This window comes from Actinoplanes sp. ATCC 53533 (assembly GCF_003947245.1).
The window spans coordinates 49398-65915 of record NZ_QHHV01000176.1 but is presented as its reverse complement, the minus strand read 5'-3'; the positions used below and the strand labels follow the sequence as shown (position 1 = coordinate 65915).

Here is a 16518-nt window from a genome sequence, read left to right as displayed (position 1 = left end):
TCGACAGGGCCGAACGATTCGCCGATCCACTCCGTAGTCCTATCCGAGGCGTAACGAGTCGCGTACGCACCGTAGATCGGACAGCGGGGGCTGCTATGACCAGTGTGATCGACCGGAACCACGTTCAGCCGACTTCGTCCTGGTGGGAACGCCAGGGCGACCTGATCATGCGGCGCCCGTTCAACGAGTGGACCTTCACCCACATGAACTGGCTGCTGCCCACCGAGCGGGTGGCCCGCGGCGCGGTGCACCGGCCGCTGCCGGGGCGGCCCGGCCCGCTGGAGCTGACCTACACCTTCGACGGCCGCGACCTGAGCCTCGACGATCTGCACCGCCGGACCTTCACCACGGCCTTCGTCGTGCTGCACCGCGGCAGGGTGGTGCACGAGGCATACCCGGGCAGGTTCGCCGGCCCGCGCGCCCGGTTCCAGCTCTTCTCCCTGTCGAAGTCGCTGACCTCGATGCTCGTCGGCATCGCGCTGGCCGAGGGGGCGATCGGCAGCGTGACCGACCGGGTCACCGACTACCGGCCCGACTTCGCCGGCACGGCCTACGAGGCCGCGACCCTCGCCGACCTGCTCGCGATGAGCAGCGGGGTCGGTGACATCGAGCAGTGGGACGTGCCCGGCACGGACATCAAGCGCTTCGAGGAGGCCTGCCTGGGCCGGGGCAGCGTGGCGGACGTGCTGCGCTCCGCCCGCCGCACCGCGGCGCCGGGTGAGCGGTTCAACTACTCGACGCTCGACGCGCAGCTCATCGGCTGGGTGCTCGAGGCCGCCACCGGCCGGTCCCTGGCCCGGTACGCCGCCGACCGGCTGTGGAGCCGGATCGGGGCGGACCGCGACGCCTACTACTGGCTCTCCCGCTCGCGCCCGCGCACCGCGATCGGCGGTGGCTCGTTCAACGCGACGGCCCGGGACGTGGCCCGCCTCGGGCTGCTGATGGCCCACGACGGCATGCTGGACGGCCGGCAGATCGTCCCGAGCGACTGGGTGCGCCGCACCGAGGTCCGCGACGTCCCCGGGCTCGCGATCGGCGCGCTCGGCCCCAGCGGCTACGACCACTACGGCTACGCCAACCAGTGGTGGACCCTGGACGGCGGCGCGTTCACCGGCCTCGGTGTGCACGGCCAGTACCTGTTCGTCGATCCGGCGGCCGACGTGGTGATCGTCAAGTGCGCCGCCTGGCCGACCGAGGACGACCCGGAGCGGGACCGGGAGACGATCGCGGCGCTGCGCGCGATCACCGCCCGGCTGAGCGGCAGGTCAGCCAGCCTGGTCGCGTAGCGCGCCGAGGACCGCGGCGCGGGCCTGGTCGTCGGCGAGGCCGGCCAGACCCGACCGGTACGGCTTGAGGGCGGCGAGCAGCGCCACCCGGGTGTCCGCGTCCCGCACGCCGCGCAGCGCGCCGAGAAACCAGCCGAGCCCGGCGGCGTGCCGGCGTTCGTCGTCGGTCAACCGGTGCTCCTCGCCGGCCCGGCTCGCCCGCCGGACGGTCGCGAGCCAGCCGCGCACCTGCCCGCCGAGCGGCGAGTCCACGGCCACCGGCGTCCCGGCGGCCAGGGTCTCCGCGAGGCCGGGGGAGTCCGCGACGCCCAGGACCGCCGCCTGCCGGCGTACCTCCGCCACAGCGACCTCGCGCCGCAGGCCGGGGTCGGCGGCCTCCGAGGCGGCGACCAGCTCCGCGGCGAACGGGGCGCGCCGGTCGGCCCGCAGCAGGTCGCCGCCGGCGGCGGGGACCACGAACCACGGTTCCAGCTGGGCCGACACCCGCGGGGTCAGCAGCGGCTGGGCGGGAAGCCGGGCCCCGGTGAGCCGCTGGGCGAGCACGATCGCCCGGGCCTCGGCGTCCTGCCAAGTGTTCTCGGACTCGTCGGACTGCGGCCGCAGGCCGAGGGCGTCCGTCAGGTGGCGCAGCATCCCGGGCTCGGCGCCCCAGGTGGTCTCCGCGGCCGGATAGCCCGGGTCGAAGGCGGTCATCGTGGTGCCGTCGACCACGTACCCGAAGTGCGCGGAGGCGGAGTCATGGCGGGACACCGAGACCGCCTCGGTGCCCCGGGACGCCGCCTCCAGCAGCGGGTGGCCGGCGCCCAGGAAGCCGCCGGGCTCGATCACCACCGACCAGGCGCCGACCTCCAGCGCCACGGCGAGCTCCGGGAAGCCGGCGTCGAAGGACCGGCGCTGCTCGGACAGCTCCGCGGCGGACCGTTCCCGGAAGGTGTCCGGACAGCCGCCCAGCCGGCGCAGCGCCTCGGCGGCGCCGACACCCTTGAGGTAGGTGAGGCAGAAGGTCCCACCGAGCTGGTCACACAGCGCCCGGGCGTGCGCAAGGTCATCCACAGCAGTGCAGCATAGGCCTATCCCGGCTGGTGGCTGATCCGCTGGAAGCTCTGCGTGGAGGCGTTCTTGTTGCCGTAGATCGTCATCCTGGTCTCGGAGCAGATGTAGGCCAGGTCCTCGGCCGGGCTGATCATCTCCCCGCCGTCCACCTTCTTGCCGTTCCGGGTCACCTTGAACGTCCGGCCGCCGGAGAACTCGCTGGAGTAGAGCCGTCCCTTCCGCGTCTCCACGTGCGAGGTCTCGACGCCGCGGAGCACCTCGGCGTACCGTGCGCCCTTGATGGTCGCCTTCAGCGGCAGGGACTTGCTGTAGTCGTCGATCGCCTTGCCGTTCGGCCAGATCCGCGTCAGCACGCCACCGGAACCGGTGAATCGCGCGTCGACCCCGGCGTAATGGTTGACAACCTGTATCGACGTCATCCGCCACGTCCCCACCAGGCAGGAGTCCAGCGACGGGTTGACCGGCGCGGCGGCCGGGCGCGAGGCCACCGGTTTGACCGGCCCGCTGCCGGCGGGAGCAGAGCTCCCACCGGACGGTGCGGCGGCGACCCCGCGGCCCGTGCCGCGGCCGTCGCCGGCTTCGGGCCAGGTGACCCGTAGGATCCCACCGGCCAGCAACAACGAGCCGACGGCGAGGGCGGCGAACCACACCGTCCGGATCCGGGGCCGGCGCGCCACCTCGGGAAGCGGGACCGGCGGCGCGGTGCCGACGGCCTGCGCACCCGGCAGCCACAGCGCATCGAACGGGATTCGCGGGACAGGCACCAGGCCGGCCGTCTCCGCCGCGACAGTGCTCGCCGTCCCCACCCCGGCGCCCTCCGTGGCTGTTTCTGCCGCTGCGCTTTGCGTGGCTGTTTCTGCCGCTGCGCTTTGCGTGGCTGTTTCTGCCGCTGCGCTTTGCGTGGCTGTCTCCGCCGCGGCCCGCTCGATGGTGACGGCCGGCTCGCCCGCCGCGGCACCGGCCGGCTCGCCCGTTGCAGCGCCGGGTGGATGCGGCTCCGCGATGGCAGGCTCCGGTTTGGTCCGTCTCGGTGCCGGGGGAGCCGCACCGGGTCCCCGTTTCCCTGGCGGCTCCTGATGAGCGGTGGGCGCGGCGAGGGTGGGCGGCGGCGCCAGGAGGGTGCCCGGCACGCCGTCCGGAGAGGATCGTCGCCGTCGGGGCCCGCCGGGCCACCAGGCGGGCCGGCGCTGTCCCGGCGCCGGTGTGCCGGCCCCGGGCGAACCGGCCGGATAGGCGACGTTGGCCAGGAGTTGCCGGGCCCGCTCGGTGGTGAGCCGGCGGGCCGGATCCTTGACCAGCAGGTCCTTGATGACCGGCCAGAGCCGGCCGGCGTGCGCCGGCGGGGTGGGCCGGCTGGTCAGAATCGCGGCGAAGGTGGCCTGGGTGTCGTCGCGCTGGAACGGGGAGCGGCCGGTCACCGCCGCGTAGAGGGTGACGCCGACGGCCCACAGGTCGGTGGCGGCGGTCGCGGGCAGGCCGTTGATCCGCTCCGGCGCCAGGTAGGCCGGGGAGCCGACCATCTGCCCGGTAGCGGTGAGCGCGGTGGCGTCGTCGATCGCGGCGATGCCAAAATCGGTGAGCACCACCCGGTCGGTGCCGAGCAGGATGTTGGCGGGCTTGACGTCGCGATGGGCGACGCCCTCGCGATGCGCGGCGCTGAGCGCCTCCAGGACCTGCAACCCGATCTCCGCGGTCTGCCGCTCGGGCAGCAGGCCGTGCTCCTGGATGGCCTGCGCCAGGGAACGCCCGCTGATCAGTTCCATGACGATCCACGGCCGGCCCTCGTCGGTGACCACGTCGTGCACGGTGACGATGCCGGGGTGCCGCAGCCGGGCGGCGGCCCGAGCCTCCCGCAGCGCCCGCGCGATGAACGGATCCGCGGGGTCGACCGGCCCGCTGCCGGCGGAGGGGTGCCAGATCTCCTTGATGGCCACGTCCCGGTCCAGCAGGGTGTCGTGCGCGTGCCAGACCGCGCCCATCCCGCCCCGTCCGAGCAGCCGCAGCAACTGATAGCGGCTGGCGACCACCCTCGCCATCCCCTCGGTCATGCCGGACAATCTACCGGGAACGTGCGACAGCGGCGGCCACGGATTCCACTCCGGACGATCAACCGGCCGGTCCCAGCTGCGCGGCATCCGACCAGGTTGCCGATGCCGCGGACGCGATCCCGAGCCGTACGGACCTCGGCCGTCTCGGCCGTCTCGGCCCGTCTCCGTCGGGGTCTCGCCGCCCAACGATGGAGCCCCACCCGGTGCCTCTCATAGGCAGACGGCTTCTATGCCTTTCGGACCGATTTGCACCGCCCAATGGCGCCCCGAAGGGGCTCCAATAAACCTACTTTGCTCTGCTTCCCCATCGGAAACACCCCATCGGTCGACGCCCAGTATCAACCGAAAAGGCAGAAGCCTACACATCTCCATCCGGTGTTTCCTATATAGAAGCAGAGCAAAGCGAAATTGTCGGTGCCCGTTCGGGGCTGGCACGGCGGCCCAGGACCACTTGGCGGGCCGGGCCCAAACCCCGCTGATCCGGGTCAGGCGCTTCTGCCCTTCAGGGGCCCGCGGCTGGGCGGGCCGAGCAGCAGGCGTTGGCCTCGTCGCCGGAGAACGAGCCGTGGAATTGGGCGGCGATGGCGAAGGTGAAGGCGAAGGTGAGGCGGTGTGGTGCTGCGGGGTACGGATGTCGCGGCGGGCGGTGACGGCAGCGCTTGCCCAGCGCACGATCTCGGTCGAGTGTCACGGACCGGACTGCCTTCGGCTGCCTCGAGTGCTGGACTCGGTTTACCACGTCGGTGTGGAGCACTCGGACCGCGCCTGTCGGTGGCTTGCGCCGCCGGCACCGTTCGGTTCGATGAGGGCTGGAGGGACTGATGGGCGTCTTCTTCGAGGCTGAGTTGGCGCAGCCGAAGGTGCGCGAAGCCATTCGCGATGCCCTGGAAACGGATCCGGGGCAGGTGCAGGACACAGCCGCTGAAGCGGCCAGGCGCGCGAACACCGTCACGGACGATATCCGTCAGGGAACGAAGTTCCAGTCCGGACGGTTCCTGCTCGCGCTGGCCGTGTTCGTGGCTATCGTCCTGGCGGCAGTCATCACGGACGCGCTGAAGCTGGAAACGTCGCCGGAGGCGCTGTACGGCCTCGCCGGCACCATCCTGGGCCTTGTCGTCGGCTTCCTGGGTGGGGAGAAACCGGGCAATTGACGCCTGGCGGGTCGGCCGGCCGCTCAGAAGCGGAAGGTGGCGACCAGGCCGCTGAGCTCGCTCGACATCCGGGCGATCTCGGAGGTCGCCTGCTGGGTCTCGGAGACACCCTGGCTGGTGAGCCGGGCGGCGTCGGCGACGCCGGTGATGTTCTGGGCGATCTCGCCGGTGCCGCCGGCCGCCTCGGCCACGCTGCGGTTCATCTCCGCGGTGGTCGCGGTCTGCTCCTCCACCGCGGAGGCGATGGTGGTCTGGAAGTCGCTGATCCGGGCGATCACCGCGGAGATCCCCTCGATCGCCGCGACCGCCCCGCTGGTGTCGGACTGGATGGCCTGCACCCGGCGGGAGATGTCCTCGGTGGCTCGGGCGGTCTCCTGAGCGAGGTCCTTGACCTCGGAGGCGACCACCGCGAAGCCCTTGCCGGCGTCGCCGGCGCGGGCGGCCTCGATGGTGGCGTTGAGGGCGAGCAGGTTGGTCTGCTCGGCGATCGAGGTGATGACCTTGATGACGTTGCCGATCTCGGCCGAGGACTCGCCGAGCTTGCCCATGGTGGCCGAGGTCGCGGCGGTGACGGTGACCGCTTCCTCGGCGACCCGGGCCGCCTCGGTCGCGTTCTGCGAGATCTCCCGGATGGAGGCGCCCATCTCCTCGCTGCCGGCGGAGACCGTGTCGACGCTGCGGGAGACCTCCTCGGCCGCTGCCGAGACGGCCTGGGCCTGCGCGGAGGTCTCCTCGGCCGAGGTGGCGATCTGGGTCGCGGTGCTGGTCATCTGCTCGGAGGCACTGGCCAGGGAGGCGGCGGAGCCGTCGATCGTCGTCACCGTCTGGCGCAGCCGGCCCACGGCGGCGTCGAGCGCCCGGCCCATCTGGCCCGGTTCGTCGCCGGAGGTGAGGTTGCTGGTCTTGGTCAGGTCACCGGCCGCGAGGGCCTCGCAGACGACCTTGACCTGGGTCAGTGACTGGACGATCCGGCGGGCCACCAGCGCACCCAGGCCCATGGCGAGCAGCACCCCGACGATCAACACGAGGATCGCGGTCAGCCGGCTGGACTCGTAGCTCGACTGGGCATGGGCGGCGCTGTCGGCCGCGTCGGTCGTCTCCGCCGTCTTCAGGGTGTCCACGTCCTGGTAGATCACCTTGAGCAGCGGGAGGGTCTTGGTGTCGCGGAGCTTGGTCCAGGCGACCGCGTCGTGCGTCGCCCCGGTCGGTAGCATCTCCTCTTTGACGATCTTGACGTACGCCGCCCACGTCGTCTCCACCTTGTCGATGAGGGTGTGGTCCTCGCTCGACGCGCTGCTGCGGTAGGCCGCCATCGCAGCGTCGAAGGCGGCCAGGTCCGTCTCGACGGCCTGGGTGAACTTGGCGGTCGAGGCGGCATCGGGTGACAGGACCTGGTTCGCGAGGTCGGTGCGGGTCTGCGTCACCGTCGTCTGGATGTCGCCCACCGCCTTGACGCTGGCCAGGTTGTCGCGGTAAATGTGCTGCGCGCTGGCGCTGGCGTCGCTGAGCGACCGGATGCCGTTGATCCCGACGATCACGGCCACGAGGGCGGCGATGGAGATGGCCGCGAGCACCTTGACGTTGACGCCGAGGTCAGCGAACGACCGCCGTCCGCGGGCGGGCTTGGTCGAGGCGGGCAGCGTCGTCATTCCGGGTCTTCCTTCGCGGCGCAGGACAGGCATGACCCGGCCTGTGACCGGGTATGCCTCACGGCCGGCCTCAGCCGTCCGCCCTTCCACTATCATCTCCGCGACTCGGCGTGGGGGCGGACTTGGTGATTTTGGCCAAACGCTGGACCAAGCGCCCGCGCTGGACCATGCGCCCGCGACCGGCTCAGCGGCGCGACCGGCCGTCGACCAGCGGGGACGGCACCCTGAGCTTGAGCCCGCTGACCGCGGTGGCCGCGGGCGTCGCCGCCTCCGGGCGGGTGGGACTGAACAGCCAGGCCTGGAACAGGGCGTCCAGGGACCTGCCGGAGATCCGCTCGGCGAGGTCGATGAACTCCGGCGTGGTCACCGTGCCGCCGCGCCGGGTCGACGCCCAGCTCCGCAGGATCGTGAAGAACGCCTGGTCGCCCACGGCCATCCGGAGCGCGTGCAACGTCATCGCGCCGCGGACGTAGACCTGAAAGTCGAACAGGCGGTCCGGACCCGGATCGCCGATCGGCAGCGCCCAGAACTCCGGGTTGTCGAAGCCGTGGTAGTACTGGTTGAAGATCTCCTGCTCCGTGCCGAGCTTCTCCCGGGCGCTCCACAGCCACTCCGCGTAGGTCGCGAAGCCCTCGTTGAGCCAGATGTCCTGCCACCTGGCCACCGCCAGGCTGTCGCCGTACCACTGGTGGGCCAGCTCGTGCACCACGACGGCGTCGCCGGCCTGCGGGGTGCTGAAGAAGGCCTGCGCGTACACCGGCCTGGTCTGGTTTTCCAGCGCGAAGCCGAAGGCGTCCGTGCTGTCCACGATGCCGCCGGCGGCGGTGAACGGGTAAGGCCCGAAGTTGTCGGACAGGAAGTCGATGATCTCCGGCTCGCGGGCCAGCGACCCCGCGGCCCGGTCGCCCGTGCTCGGCGGGAAGTCGTCCACCGTGCCCACGGTCCAGGTGTTCGGGTTGGCCGGGCTGCCGGGCGGGGGACCACCGGGCACCCAGCCGTCCAGCGGGTCGCCGTCGTCCTCGAAAGACGTTGTGCCCTGGCCGGTGGAGACGACCACGTCGTCGACGAAGGCGCCCGCGAAGGTGAAGACCCGGTCGTTCACCGCGGACAGCGAGACCTCGACCCGCCGGCCCGCCCACGCGGACAGGTCGACGGACCACTGCTCGTAGCCCGCGCTCCGGCCGCTCGCCGCCGACCAGCTGCCGGTGCTGCCCGCCGGCGAGCAGGCGTCGTCGGCGCCGGGCGTCACATAGTGGGCGAGGAACGGATGCGTCTGCGGCCCGTAGGCGCAGAGCGCACCGGTCGCCGACTCGCTGTGCCCGTTGGCGTCCGGCAGGGTGGTCCAGTCGTCGGCCCCGGCGGTGTGCGCCTCGACGAAGAAGAAGTCCCACTGCGGCTCGGTGTCGCGGGTGACGTGGAAGCTGAGACTCGCCCCGCCGGCCGGCACGTCGACGGTGTGCGTGAGCCGCTTGTACGACGGCTCGCCGGCCTGGGTGAGGGCCAGCCGGGAGCCGGTGCGCGGCGTCGCGGGCGGCGCGAACAGCTTCGGGTCGAGGGCGTCCCAGTAGGCGACCCCGGCCTTCTTGTACTTCTTCACCCGGTATTCGCCGACCGTGGCGGTGGCCAGGTAGGGCGCCATCGGCTCGCGGGCGTGCCAGGTGGTGGTGGTCCAGCCGTGCCGGGTGCTGCTGCTGACCAGCACCCCGTTCGACAGCGACTCCAGGCTCTGCGGGGCGGTGATCCGGGTCGTGAAGGACGCCTTGTCGAGCGGGTGGTCGTTGACCGGGAACCAGGTCGAGGCGACCTCCGGCTGCCCGACGATGACCATGCCGTCGTCGGTGGCGAACACCCCGGACGAGCCGAGGTTCGGATCCGCGATGACCTGGGGCACGCCGTCGTAGCGGGCCACCACGGTGAAGGTGCGGCCCTTCCGCAGGCCGCGGCGCGGGGTGACGGTGAGCTCGCCGTCCGCCCGCTGCCAGCCGGCCGGGCGGCCGTCCACGGTCAGCGACCGCAGGGTCAGGCCGTCGAAGTCGAGGTTGAACGCGGACAGGTGCTGCGTCGCGCGTGCGGTGATCGTGGCGGTGCCGGCGAGCACGTCGGTGGCCGGGGTGTATCTGATGTCCAGGCCGTAGTGGCGCACGTCGTATCCGCCGTTGCCGGCCAGCGGGAAGTAGGGGTCACCGATGCCCGGGGCGCCCGGCCGGAACGGGCCGGCCAGGGCGCCGGCCGGCGTGGCCGCCGCCGGCAGCAGAGTGAGGACGACGGCGAGGACAAGCACAGCTCTGCGCATCCGGACCTCCACGCGGCGATGCGGGCGATCCCGGCACGGTAACCCCGACCGGGCCGGCCGTGCGACCCCGTGGTGCCCATTTCGCACAGTGCCTACCGGGGCAGGGCCCGTACGGAGATCTCCAGGCCCGCCGTGCGGAGCCGCTTGACCAGGGCGTCGCCGATCCCGGTCGCCGGGGTGAGCACGCCGCCGTCCGAGGCCGGCAGCTCCGCCCGGTCCAGCGCCAGCGCCAGCGCGGACTCGCCGAGCATGACCGCGGTGGCCGCGTAGCCGGGATCGCCCTTGGCCCGGAACCGGGCGGTGTAGCGCGCGCCGGTGCTGGTCGTGGCGAACAGGTCCATGGTGAAGTGCCCCCGTTCCCGGGCCTGCTGGTCCGGGCCCTCGCCGGGCTTGGGCAGGATCCGGTCGAGCACGAACCGGGTCGGCGGCAGCGACAGGCCCACGACCAGCGCGCCGAGGCCGAGCTTGGTGACCGCGGCGACCACCGGCGCCAGCGGCGACGTGCCGACGCTCAGGGCCTCGCGATACCGGAAGGCCCGGCCGTACGCGTAGCCGCGCAGCGCGTTGGTGCGCCGCACCACCCGGGTGTTGTAGGTCGCCATCACGAACGGGGCCAGGCTGCCGCGCAGCGACGGGTCGACCTCCGAGCCGCGCAGCACGACCATGTCCTCCTGCCGGCCCAGGTCCGGCTCCTCGGACCGCGCCGGGCTCAGCGAGTACGGGCTCGCGGCCAGCCGCCGCAGCGTAGTGTCCTGCTTGACCGTGTCGATCTGGTGGCGCAGCGAGTCGATGGTGCCGCCGCTGGGCCCGCCCCGCATGCTGGTCACCACGAGCGTGGTGTCGGTCAGCTCGCCCGCGCCGTCGGCCTGGGCCTGCTGCCACAGCACGTGCACGCCGATGTCCGACGGGATCGAGTCGAAGCCGCAGGAGTGCACGATCCGGGCGCCGGTCGACCGGGCCAGCTCGTGGTTGGCGTCCGCGCTGGCCCGGGCGAAGAGCACCTCGCCGGTCAGGTCGGCGTAGTCGGTGCCGGCGGCGGCGCAGGCGTGCGCCAGGGCATGGCCGTATTTGGCGTACGGCCCGACGGTGGTGACCACGACGTGCGCGGCGGCGGCGAGCCGCTCCATCGCCGGGACGTCGTCGGAGTCCGCCACGATCACCGGCCACTCCACGCCGAGCCGGGACCGGACCGCCGCCAGTCGCTCGGCGGACCGCCCGGCCAGCGCGATCCGGGTGCCGGCGGGCGCGTGCCCGGCGAGATATCCGGCCACCAGCACGCCGACGAAGCCGGTGGCGCCGTAGACGACGATGTCGAGGTCGCGGACCCGGGGGGCGGCTTGATCACTCATGGTCGATGATTGTCCGTCACCGGTTCCCGGACCGCGCGGCAGGGCGGCCGGGACCCCGCTGCGTCACCAGCTCACCCGCAGATCGAGCCGGCTGGAGGCGGCGAGCGGGTCGTCGGCGTCCACGACCGCGATCACGGAAACCCCGCCCGGCACCGGGCCGCGGACGGCAAGACCCTCGATCTTGTACGGCCCGGACGGGCCGTCGGGCACCGCCGCGACCGCGAGCACCCGATCGTCGTCCAGCAGGGCGAGCGCGGCACCGACCACCGGCCCGTCGTCGACGGCGTTGGGGGTGTCCTCCGCGGCGGCGGCGACCAGCAGCCTGCCGTCGGACAGCGCGACCGCGTCGGTGACCGCCAGCGCCACGCCGCGGACCGCGCCGAGGTCATACCGGCGCGGCCTGCCCACCTCGGCGAGTCCGGCCCGCGCGGCTGGTTCGGCGCGCGTAGCCGGCTCGGGCTGCCCGGCCGGCTCGGCTCGCGCGGTCGACCCGGCAGCGAGGAGCGTGAGGAGCGCGGACAGGTGCACGTCGACCGCCGCGGACGGCACCCCGGCGGCCGAGTTGCCCCGCTGGAACCAGCGCAACCGGTCGCCGATCCGGGCGGCGCCCTCCAGGTTGAGCCGCTCCAGCGGAAGGCCGAGCGCCTCGGCGACCCGCCGGTAGACCGGCGTCAGGTCGGCGGTGGTGAAGGCATCCGGCCCGGTCACCAGCGAGGCTCGCATCCGCGCGGTGGTGGAGCCGGAGCCCAGCAGCAACACGCCGTCATGGCCGCCGGCGACCACGGCGACAGCCGCCTCGAAGTCCGGCTTCAGGTGCTTGGTGCCCTCGGCCGAGCCGAACGTGTCGTGCCCCTCGACCGGCTCGACGACCCGGACCGCCGTGACGCCGCCCGGGCGCAGCCAGGCGGCGTGCGTCGCGTCGTCCTGGGCGACCAGCCAGCCGTCGCCGAAGGCCGCGATCGCCGAGGCGGCCCGGACCGGCGACTCGGGACCGAACCACAGCGCGGTCTCCCGCTCGACCTGGATCCGCATCGTCACGTCCTCTCCGCGCGGACCCGCTCCGCGCGCATGCCGAACAGGAACCGGGTGATCCTCGTCCGCCGGACCAGGATGTCGTACCCCGCGGAGATGGCGATCAGGGAGATCGTCACGACAACCGCGTGCTCGACGATGATCGTCGCGTGCCACGGCACCACGGGCGCGGGCTGGGTACCGTCGGTGGTGTGTTCCTCATCTTCGGCTTCAAGTCCTCGGACCGCCGGCTCGCGGCTCCCGTCCTGCTCTGCGCCTACTGCGGCGTCACCGCGGCCCAGGTGCTGGTCAGGCGCACCACGAAGTTCAGCCTCTTCTTCATCCCGCTGTTCCCGGTGCGCGCGGCCCGCCACTTCACGCAGTGCACGAATTGTGCCAACACCCGGTTCGTCGACGCCCGGGAGGCGGAACGGCTGGCCGTCTAACGCGGTGGCGGGGCGGCGGTGGTGCCCCGCAGCACCAACTGCGCCTCCGCGTGCTCCACCAGCGGGCCGTCGTGGTCACGGTCGCGGTCGCGCAGCGCCAGCGACATCGCGCGTACGCCGATCTCCTCCAGCGGCAACCGCACGGTGCTCAGCGGCGGCGTCACGTCGACGGAGATCGGCATGTCGTCGAAGCCGATCAGGCTCACCTGGCCCGGCACGCTGATGCCCCGCTCGCGCAGGCAGGCCAGGGCGCCCACGGCCATGGAGTCGTTCAGCGCGGCGATGGCGGTCAGGCCCGGATTCTGCTCCAGCAGGATCCCGGCCGCCGCGGCGCCGCCGTTGCGGTCGAAGTCGGCGTAGACCACCTGCCGGGCGCTCAGCCGCTGCCCGTGCTCCTTCGCCGCGCGGCGCAGCCCGGCGAGGCGGTCGGTGGTGGTGGTCAGGTGCCGCGGCCCGGCGATGACCCCGATGGCGGTGTGCCCGAGCCGGTAGAGCGCGTCGGCGGCCAGGAAGCCGCCGGGCTCGTTCTCCGGCACCACGGCGTCGCCGGCGTGCTCGTGCCGGCCGATCACCGAGACCCGCCCGCCGGTGCTCTGGTAGAGCCGCAGCTTGCCGTCCAGCCGCGCGGTGATCGGCGCGTCGACGTAGCCCGAGCCGGCCAGCACGATCGCCGCGGTCTGGTGGGCGTGCAGCAGGTCGACGTACGCCAGCTCGCGTTCCGGGTCGCGGTAGCTGTTGCAGATGATGACCAGCCGGCCGTGGTCGGTGGCGACCCGCTGCAGGCCCCGGGTGATCTCGGCGAAGTACGGGTCCGAGACGTCGTGGACGATCACGCCCACGGCGGTGCGGTCCGCCCTGGCCAGCTGTTGCGCGTTGGCATTCGGGACGAACTGCAGCTCGGCGACGGCCGCGAGAACGCGCTCACGCAGCGCCTCGGCGACCGGCTTGGGGCTGTTGTTGATGATGCGGGACACGGTCGCGGTCGAGACCCCCGCCCGCCGCGCGACGTCCGCCAGAGTCGCCACGGCTGAAGACTAACCCATCAGCCGCTGGGGGCAACCGCTTGCCTGTGGCGACCGTGCGCCGGTAGCCTTCCAGGAAAGCGCTTACCTAGGGGGTTGGCCCATGTCCGCTCGCGTCCCGATCGGGATCGTCATGAACGGTGTCACCGGAAGGATGGGCTATCGCCAGCACCTGGTCCGCTCCCTGCTGGCCATCCGGGAGAGCGGCGGGCTGCCGCTGCGGGACGGTTCGGTGCTCTGGCCGGAGCTGCTGCTCGTCGGCCGCAACGAGGCCAAACTTCGGGACGTGGCCACGCGCCATGGTCTCACGGAGTGGACCACCGATCTCGGCGCGGCCCTGGCCCGTCCCGACATGCGGATCTATTTCGACGCTCAGGTGACCAGCGAGCGGGAGAAGGCCATCGGCCTCGCGATCGACGCCGGTAAGCACATCTACACCGAGAAGCCGCTGGCCACCACGCTGCACGGCGCGGTCGAGCTGGCCCGCGCCGCGGACGCCGCCGGGGTGAAGCACGGCGTGGTGCAGGACAAGCTGTTCCTGCCCGGCCTGCGCAAGCTGGAGCGGTTGATCAGCGGCGGCTTCTTCGGCCGGATCCTGTCGATCCGCGGCGAGTTCGGCTACTGGGTCTTCGAGGGCGACTGGCAGGCCGCGCAGCGCCCGAGCTGGAACTACCGGGCCGCGGACGGCGGCGGCATCGTGGTGGACATGTTCCCGCACTGGCACTACGTGCTGGAACAGCTCTTCGCCCCGGTCCGGGCGGTCACGGCGCACGTCACCACCCACATCCCGCAGCGCTGGGACGAGCGGGGTGAGCCGTACGAGGCCACCGCCGACGACTCCGCCTACGGCATCTTCGAGCTCGACGGCGGCGTGGTCGCGCAGATCAACTCCTCCTGGGCCGTCCGGGTCAACCGCGACGAGCTGGTGGAGTTCCAGGTCGACGGCACCGAGGGCAGCGCCGTCGCGGGCCTGCGCAACTGCCGGATCCAGCACCGGTCCACCACCCCCAAGCCGGTCTGGAACCCCGACCTGCCGCTGACCCACTCCTTCCGGGACCAGTGGCAGGAGGTGCCGGACAACGAGGAGTTCGACAACGGCTTCAAGGCGCAGTGGGAGATGTTCCTGCGGCACGTCGCCGAGGACGCCCCGTACACCTGGGATCTGTGGGCCGGCGCGCGCGGCGTGCAACTGGCCGAGCTCGGCCTGCGGTCGGCCCGCGAGGGCCGCCGCGTCGAGGTGCCGGAGCTCGAGCAGTGACCCGCACCCTGCACCTGCCTGACGGGCCGCTGACGCTCTCCGGCGCCGGCGCGCAGTGGGCCACGCCCGGCGCCCGCTTCACCGGCCGGGTGGCCTACGCCGCCGCCCACGTGGTGGCGGACCCGGGCGCGGAGAACGTGCCCGGCGCGCCGCCCGCGGTGGACTGGGAGGCCACCCTGGCCTTCCGGCGGCACCTGTGGGCGCACGGCTTCGGCGTGGCCGAGGCGATGGACACCGCGCAGCGCGGCATGGGCCTGGACTATCCGGCGGCCCGCGAGCTGATCCGCCGCTCGGCGCGGGAGGCGGCCGCGGTGGGCGGCACGATCGCCGCCGGCGTCGCCACCGACCAGCTCCCGGCCGGCCCGGCGACCCTGGACGAGATCCGCAAGGCCTACGGCGAACAGCTCGCCGACGTGCAGGAGGCCGGCGCCGCGCCGGTGCTGATGTGCAGCCGTCACCTGGCCGCCGCGGCCCGGTCGGCCCGGGACTACCTGGACATCTACGGCCAGCTGATCGACGACTCGGACGCGCCGGTGGTGCTGCACTGGCTCGGCCCGGCCTTCGACCCCCTGCTCGCCGGCTACTGGGGAGCCGACGAGCAGGGCCGGGCCGCCGACACGGTCGCCGAGCTCATCGCGGCGCACCCCGGCAAGGTCGACGGGATCAAGCTGTCGCTGCTGGACGAGGACTTCGAGGTGGCGATGCGGCGCCGGCTGCCGGCCGGCGTCCGGCTCTACACCGGCGACGACTTCAACTATCCGATCCTGATCCGCGGTGACGAGCAGGGCTATTCCGACGCGCTGCTGGGCATCTTCGCCGCGATCGCGGCCCCGGCCGCCGCGGCGCTGCGGGCCCTGGACGCGAGCGACTTCGGCGAGTACGACCGCATCCTCGCGCCGACCGTGACGTTGTCCCGGCACCTGTTCGAGACGCCGACCTGGTACTACAAGACCGGGATCGTGTTCCTGTCCTGGCTGGCCGGTCACCAGGACCACTTCACGATGGTCGGCGGCGTGCAGAGCGGCCGGTCGCCGCGGCACCTGGCGAAGCTGCTGCGCCTGGCCGACGCCGCGGGGCTGCTGCCGGACGCGGATCTCGCCGCCCACCGGGCCCGGGCCTGGCTGACGACGGCGGGGGTGGAGCAGCGATGAAACGCTTCTCCCTCAACCAGGCGACCACCAAGCACTGGCCGCTGCCCGAGCTCGTCGCCGGCTGCGTCGAGGCCGGCGTGACCGGCGTCGGCCTGTGGCGCGAGGACATCCAGGCGTACGGCGTGGAGAAGTCGGCGGCGCTGGCCCGCGACGCGGGGCTGGCCGTCACGTCGCTGTGCCGCAGCGGCTTCTTCCAGCAACCCGGCTGGGAGGAGGAGAACAAGCGGGCGATCGACGAGGCCGCCACCCTGGGCGCCCCCGCGCTGGTGCTGGTCTCCGGCGGCCTGCCGCCCGGCAGCCGGGACATCGACGCGGCCCGGGCCCACGTCGGCGCGGCGATCGGGACGCTGGTGCCGTACGCGCTGGACGCGGGCGTGCAACTCGCGATCGAGCCGCTGCACCCGATGTTCGCCTCGGACCGGTGCGTGGTGTCGAACCTCAAGCAGGCGCTCGACCTGGCGGCGCCATACCCGGCCGAGGCGGTCGGCGTCGTGATCGACACGTACCACCTGTGGTGGGACGACGCGGTGTGGGAGCAGATCGCCCGGGCCGGTCGCGAACGGCGGATCGCCTGCTTCCAGGTGGCCGACTGGCTCACGCCGCTGCCGGCCGGGGTGCTGCTCGGCCGGGGCCTGCCGGGTACGGGCTGTGTCGAGCTGCGCCGCTTCCGCGAGGCGGTGGACGCGGCCGGCTACACCGGGCCGATCGAGGTGGAGGTCTTCGCCGAGGAGGTCTGGGCCCGCCCGGGTCGCGAGGTCCTCGACGAGACCCTGGAGCTCTACCGCACCCACGTCGTCTGAG

The 16518-nt window shown here is 72.8% G+C and carries 15 protein-coding genes; 6 read left to right on the top strand and 9 right to left on the bottom strand.

All coding sequences use genetic code 11. The annotated features are described in order from the left end of the window. Positions 1-95: 95 nt before the first annotated feature. Positions 96-1286: a serine hydrolase gene (locus DMB66_RS43960; protein WP_125810055.1), complete on the top strand. Its 1191-nt coding sequence runs from the start codon at positions 96-98 to the stop codon at positions 1284-1286. Here the strand turns inward: DMB66_RS43960 and DMB66_RS43955 are convergent. From DMB66_RS43955 to DMB66_RS43945, 3 genes are all read right to left on the bottom strand, one after another. After that, positions 1266-2339, bottom strand: a complete 1074-nt coding sequence (locus DMB66_RS43955) for a DUF6461 domain-containing protein (RefSeq protein ID WP_125810054.1) — start codon at positions 2337-2339, stop codon at positions 1266-1268. The genes DMB66_RS43960 and DMB66_RS43955 overlap by 21 nt on opposite strands. A 17-nt stretch (positions 2340-2356) precedes the next feature. Further along, on the bottom strand, positions 2357-4387 hold the full coding sequence (locus DMB66_RS43950) for a serine/threonine-protein kinase (protein ID WP_158647565.1): 2031 nt from the start codon (positions 4385-4387) through the stop codon (positions 2357-2359). A gap of 502 nt (positions 4388-4889) precedes the next feature. Further along, positions 4890-5078 (bottom strand): hypothetical protein, encoded by a 189-nt coding sequence (locus DMB66_RS43945; protein ID WP_125810052.1) that lies wholly within the window; start codon positions 5076-5078, stop codon positions 4890-4892. Between the two features lie 130 nt (positions 5079-5208). On the opposite strand from DMB66_RS43945, the gene DMB66_RS43940 reads away from it, so the two are divergent. Further along, a complete protein-coding gene (locus DMB66_RS43940) occupies positions 5209-5538 on the top strand; it encodes a hypothetical protein (RefSeq protein ID WP_125810051.1) in 330 nt (109 codons plus the stop codon). A gap of 23 nt (positions 5539-5561) precedes the next feature. Here the strand turns inward: DMB66_RS43940 and DMB66_RS43935 are convergent, their stop codons facing one another. From DMB66_RS43935 to DMB66_RS61780, 5 genes are all read right to left on the bottom strand, one after another. Beyond that, positions 5562-7187, bottom strand: coding sequence for a methyl-accepting chemotaxis protein (locus DMB66_RS43935; protein WP_125810050.1), 1626 nt, complete (start codon positions 7185-7187; stop codon positions 5562-5564). Positions 7188-7371: 184 nt separating this feature from the next. After that, the gene (locus DMB66_RS43930; RefSeq protein ID WP_199752973.1) at positions 7372-9480 is read right to left on the bottom strand and encodes a M1 family metallopeptidase; all 2109 of its coding nucleotides are present in this window, start codon (positions 9478-9480) and stop codon (positions 7372-7374) included. A 92-nt stretch (positions 9481-9572) separates the two neighbouring features. Then, positions 9573-10829: a trans-acting enoyl reductase family protein gene (locus DMB66_RS43925; protein WP_125810049.1), complete on the bottom strand. Its 1257-nt coding sequence runs from the start codon at positions 10827-10829 to the stop codon at positions 9573-9575. A 63-nt stretch (positions 10830-10892) separates the two neighbouring features. Beyond that, a complete protein-coding gene (locus DMB66_RS43920; RefSeq protein ID WP_125810070.1) occupies positions 10893-11861 on the bottom strand; it encodes a hypothetical protein in 969 nt (322 codons plus the stop codon). Positions 11862-11863: 2 nt separating this feature from the next. After that, on the bottom strand, positions 11864-12025 hold the full coding sequence (locus DMB66_RS61780) for a hypothetical protein (RefSeq protein ID WP_158647564.1): 162 nt from the start codon (positions 12023-12025) through the stop codon (positions 11864-11866). A 27-nt stretch (positions 12026-12052) separates the two neighbouring features. On the opposite strand from DMB66_RS61780, the gene DMB66_RS43915 reads away from it, so the two are divergent. After that, positions 12053-12286, top strand: a complete 234-nt coding sequence (locus DMB66_RS43915) for a zinc-ribbon domain-containing protein (protein ID WP_125810048.1) — start codon at positions 12053-12055, stop codon at positions 12284-12286. Here DMB66_RS43915 and DMB66_RS43910 read toward each other — a convergent pair. Then, on the bottom strand, positions 12283-13311 hold the full coding sequence (locus DMB66_RS43910; RefSeq protein WP_125810047.1) for a LacI family DNA-binding transcriptional regulator: 1029 nt from the start codon (positions 13309-13311) through the stop codon (positions 12283-12285). The genes DMB66_RS43915 and DMB66_RS43910 overlap by 4 nt on opposite strands. 100 nt (positions 13312-13411) lie before the next feature. On the opposite strand from DMB66_RS43910, the gene DMB66_RS43905 reads away from it, so the two are divergent. Genes DMB66_RS43905 through DMB66_RS43895 form a run of 3 tightly spaced genes read left to right on the top strand, consistent with a single transcriptional unit; the run spans position 13412 to position 16517 of the window. Beyond that, positions 13412-14566 carry a Gfo/Idh/MocA family protein gene (locus DMB66_RS43905; protein ID WP_125810046.1) on the top strand — a complete coding sequence of 385 codons (1155 nt, stop codon included), beginning with the start codon at positions 13412-13414 and terminating at the stop codon, positions 14564-14566. Next, the gene (locus DMB66_RS43900; protein ID WP_125810045.1) at positions 14563-15717 is read left to right on the top strand and encodes a dihydrodipicolinate synthase family protein; all 1155 of its coding nucleotides are present in this window, start codon (positions 14563-14565) and stop codon (positions 15715-15717) included. Before DMB66_RS43905 ends, DMB66_RS43900 begins: the two co-directional genes overlap by 4 nt. Continuing rightward, positions 15714-16517 (top strand): sugar phosphate isomerase/epimerase, encoded by an 804-nt coding sequence (locus tag DMB66_RS43895; RefSeq protein WP_125810044.1) that lies wholly within the window; start codon positions 15714-15716, stop codon positions 16515-16517. Before DMB66_RS43900 ends, DMB66_RS43895 begins: the two co-directional genes overlap by 4 nt. Position 16518 lies beyond the last annotated feature (1 nt).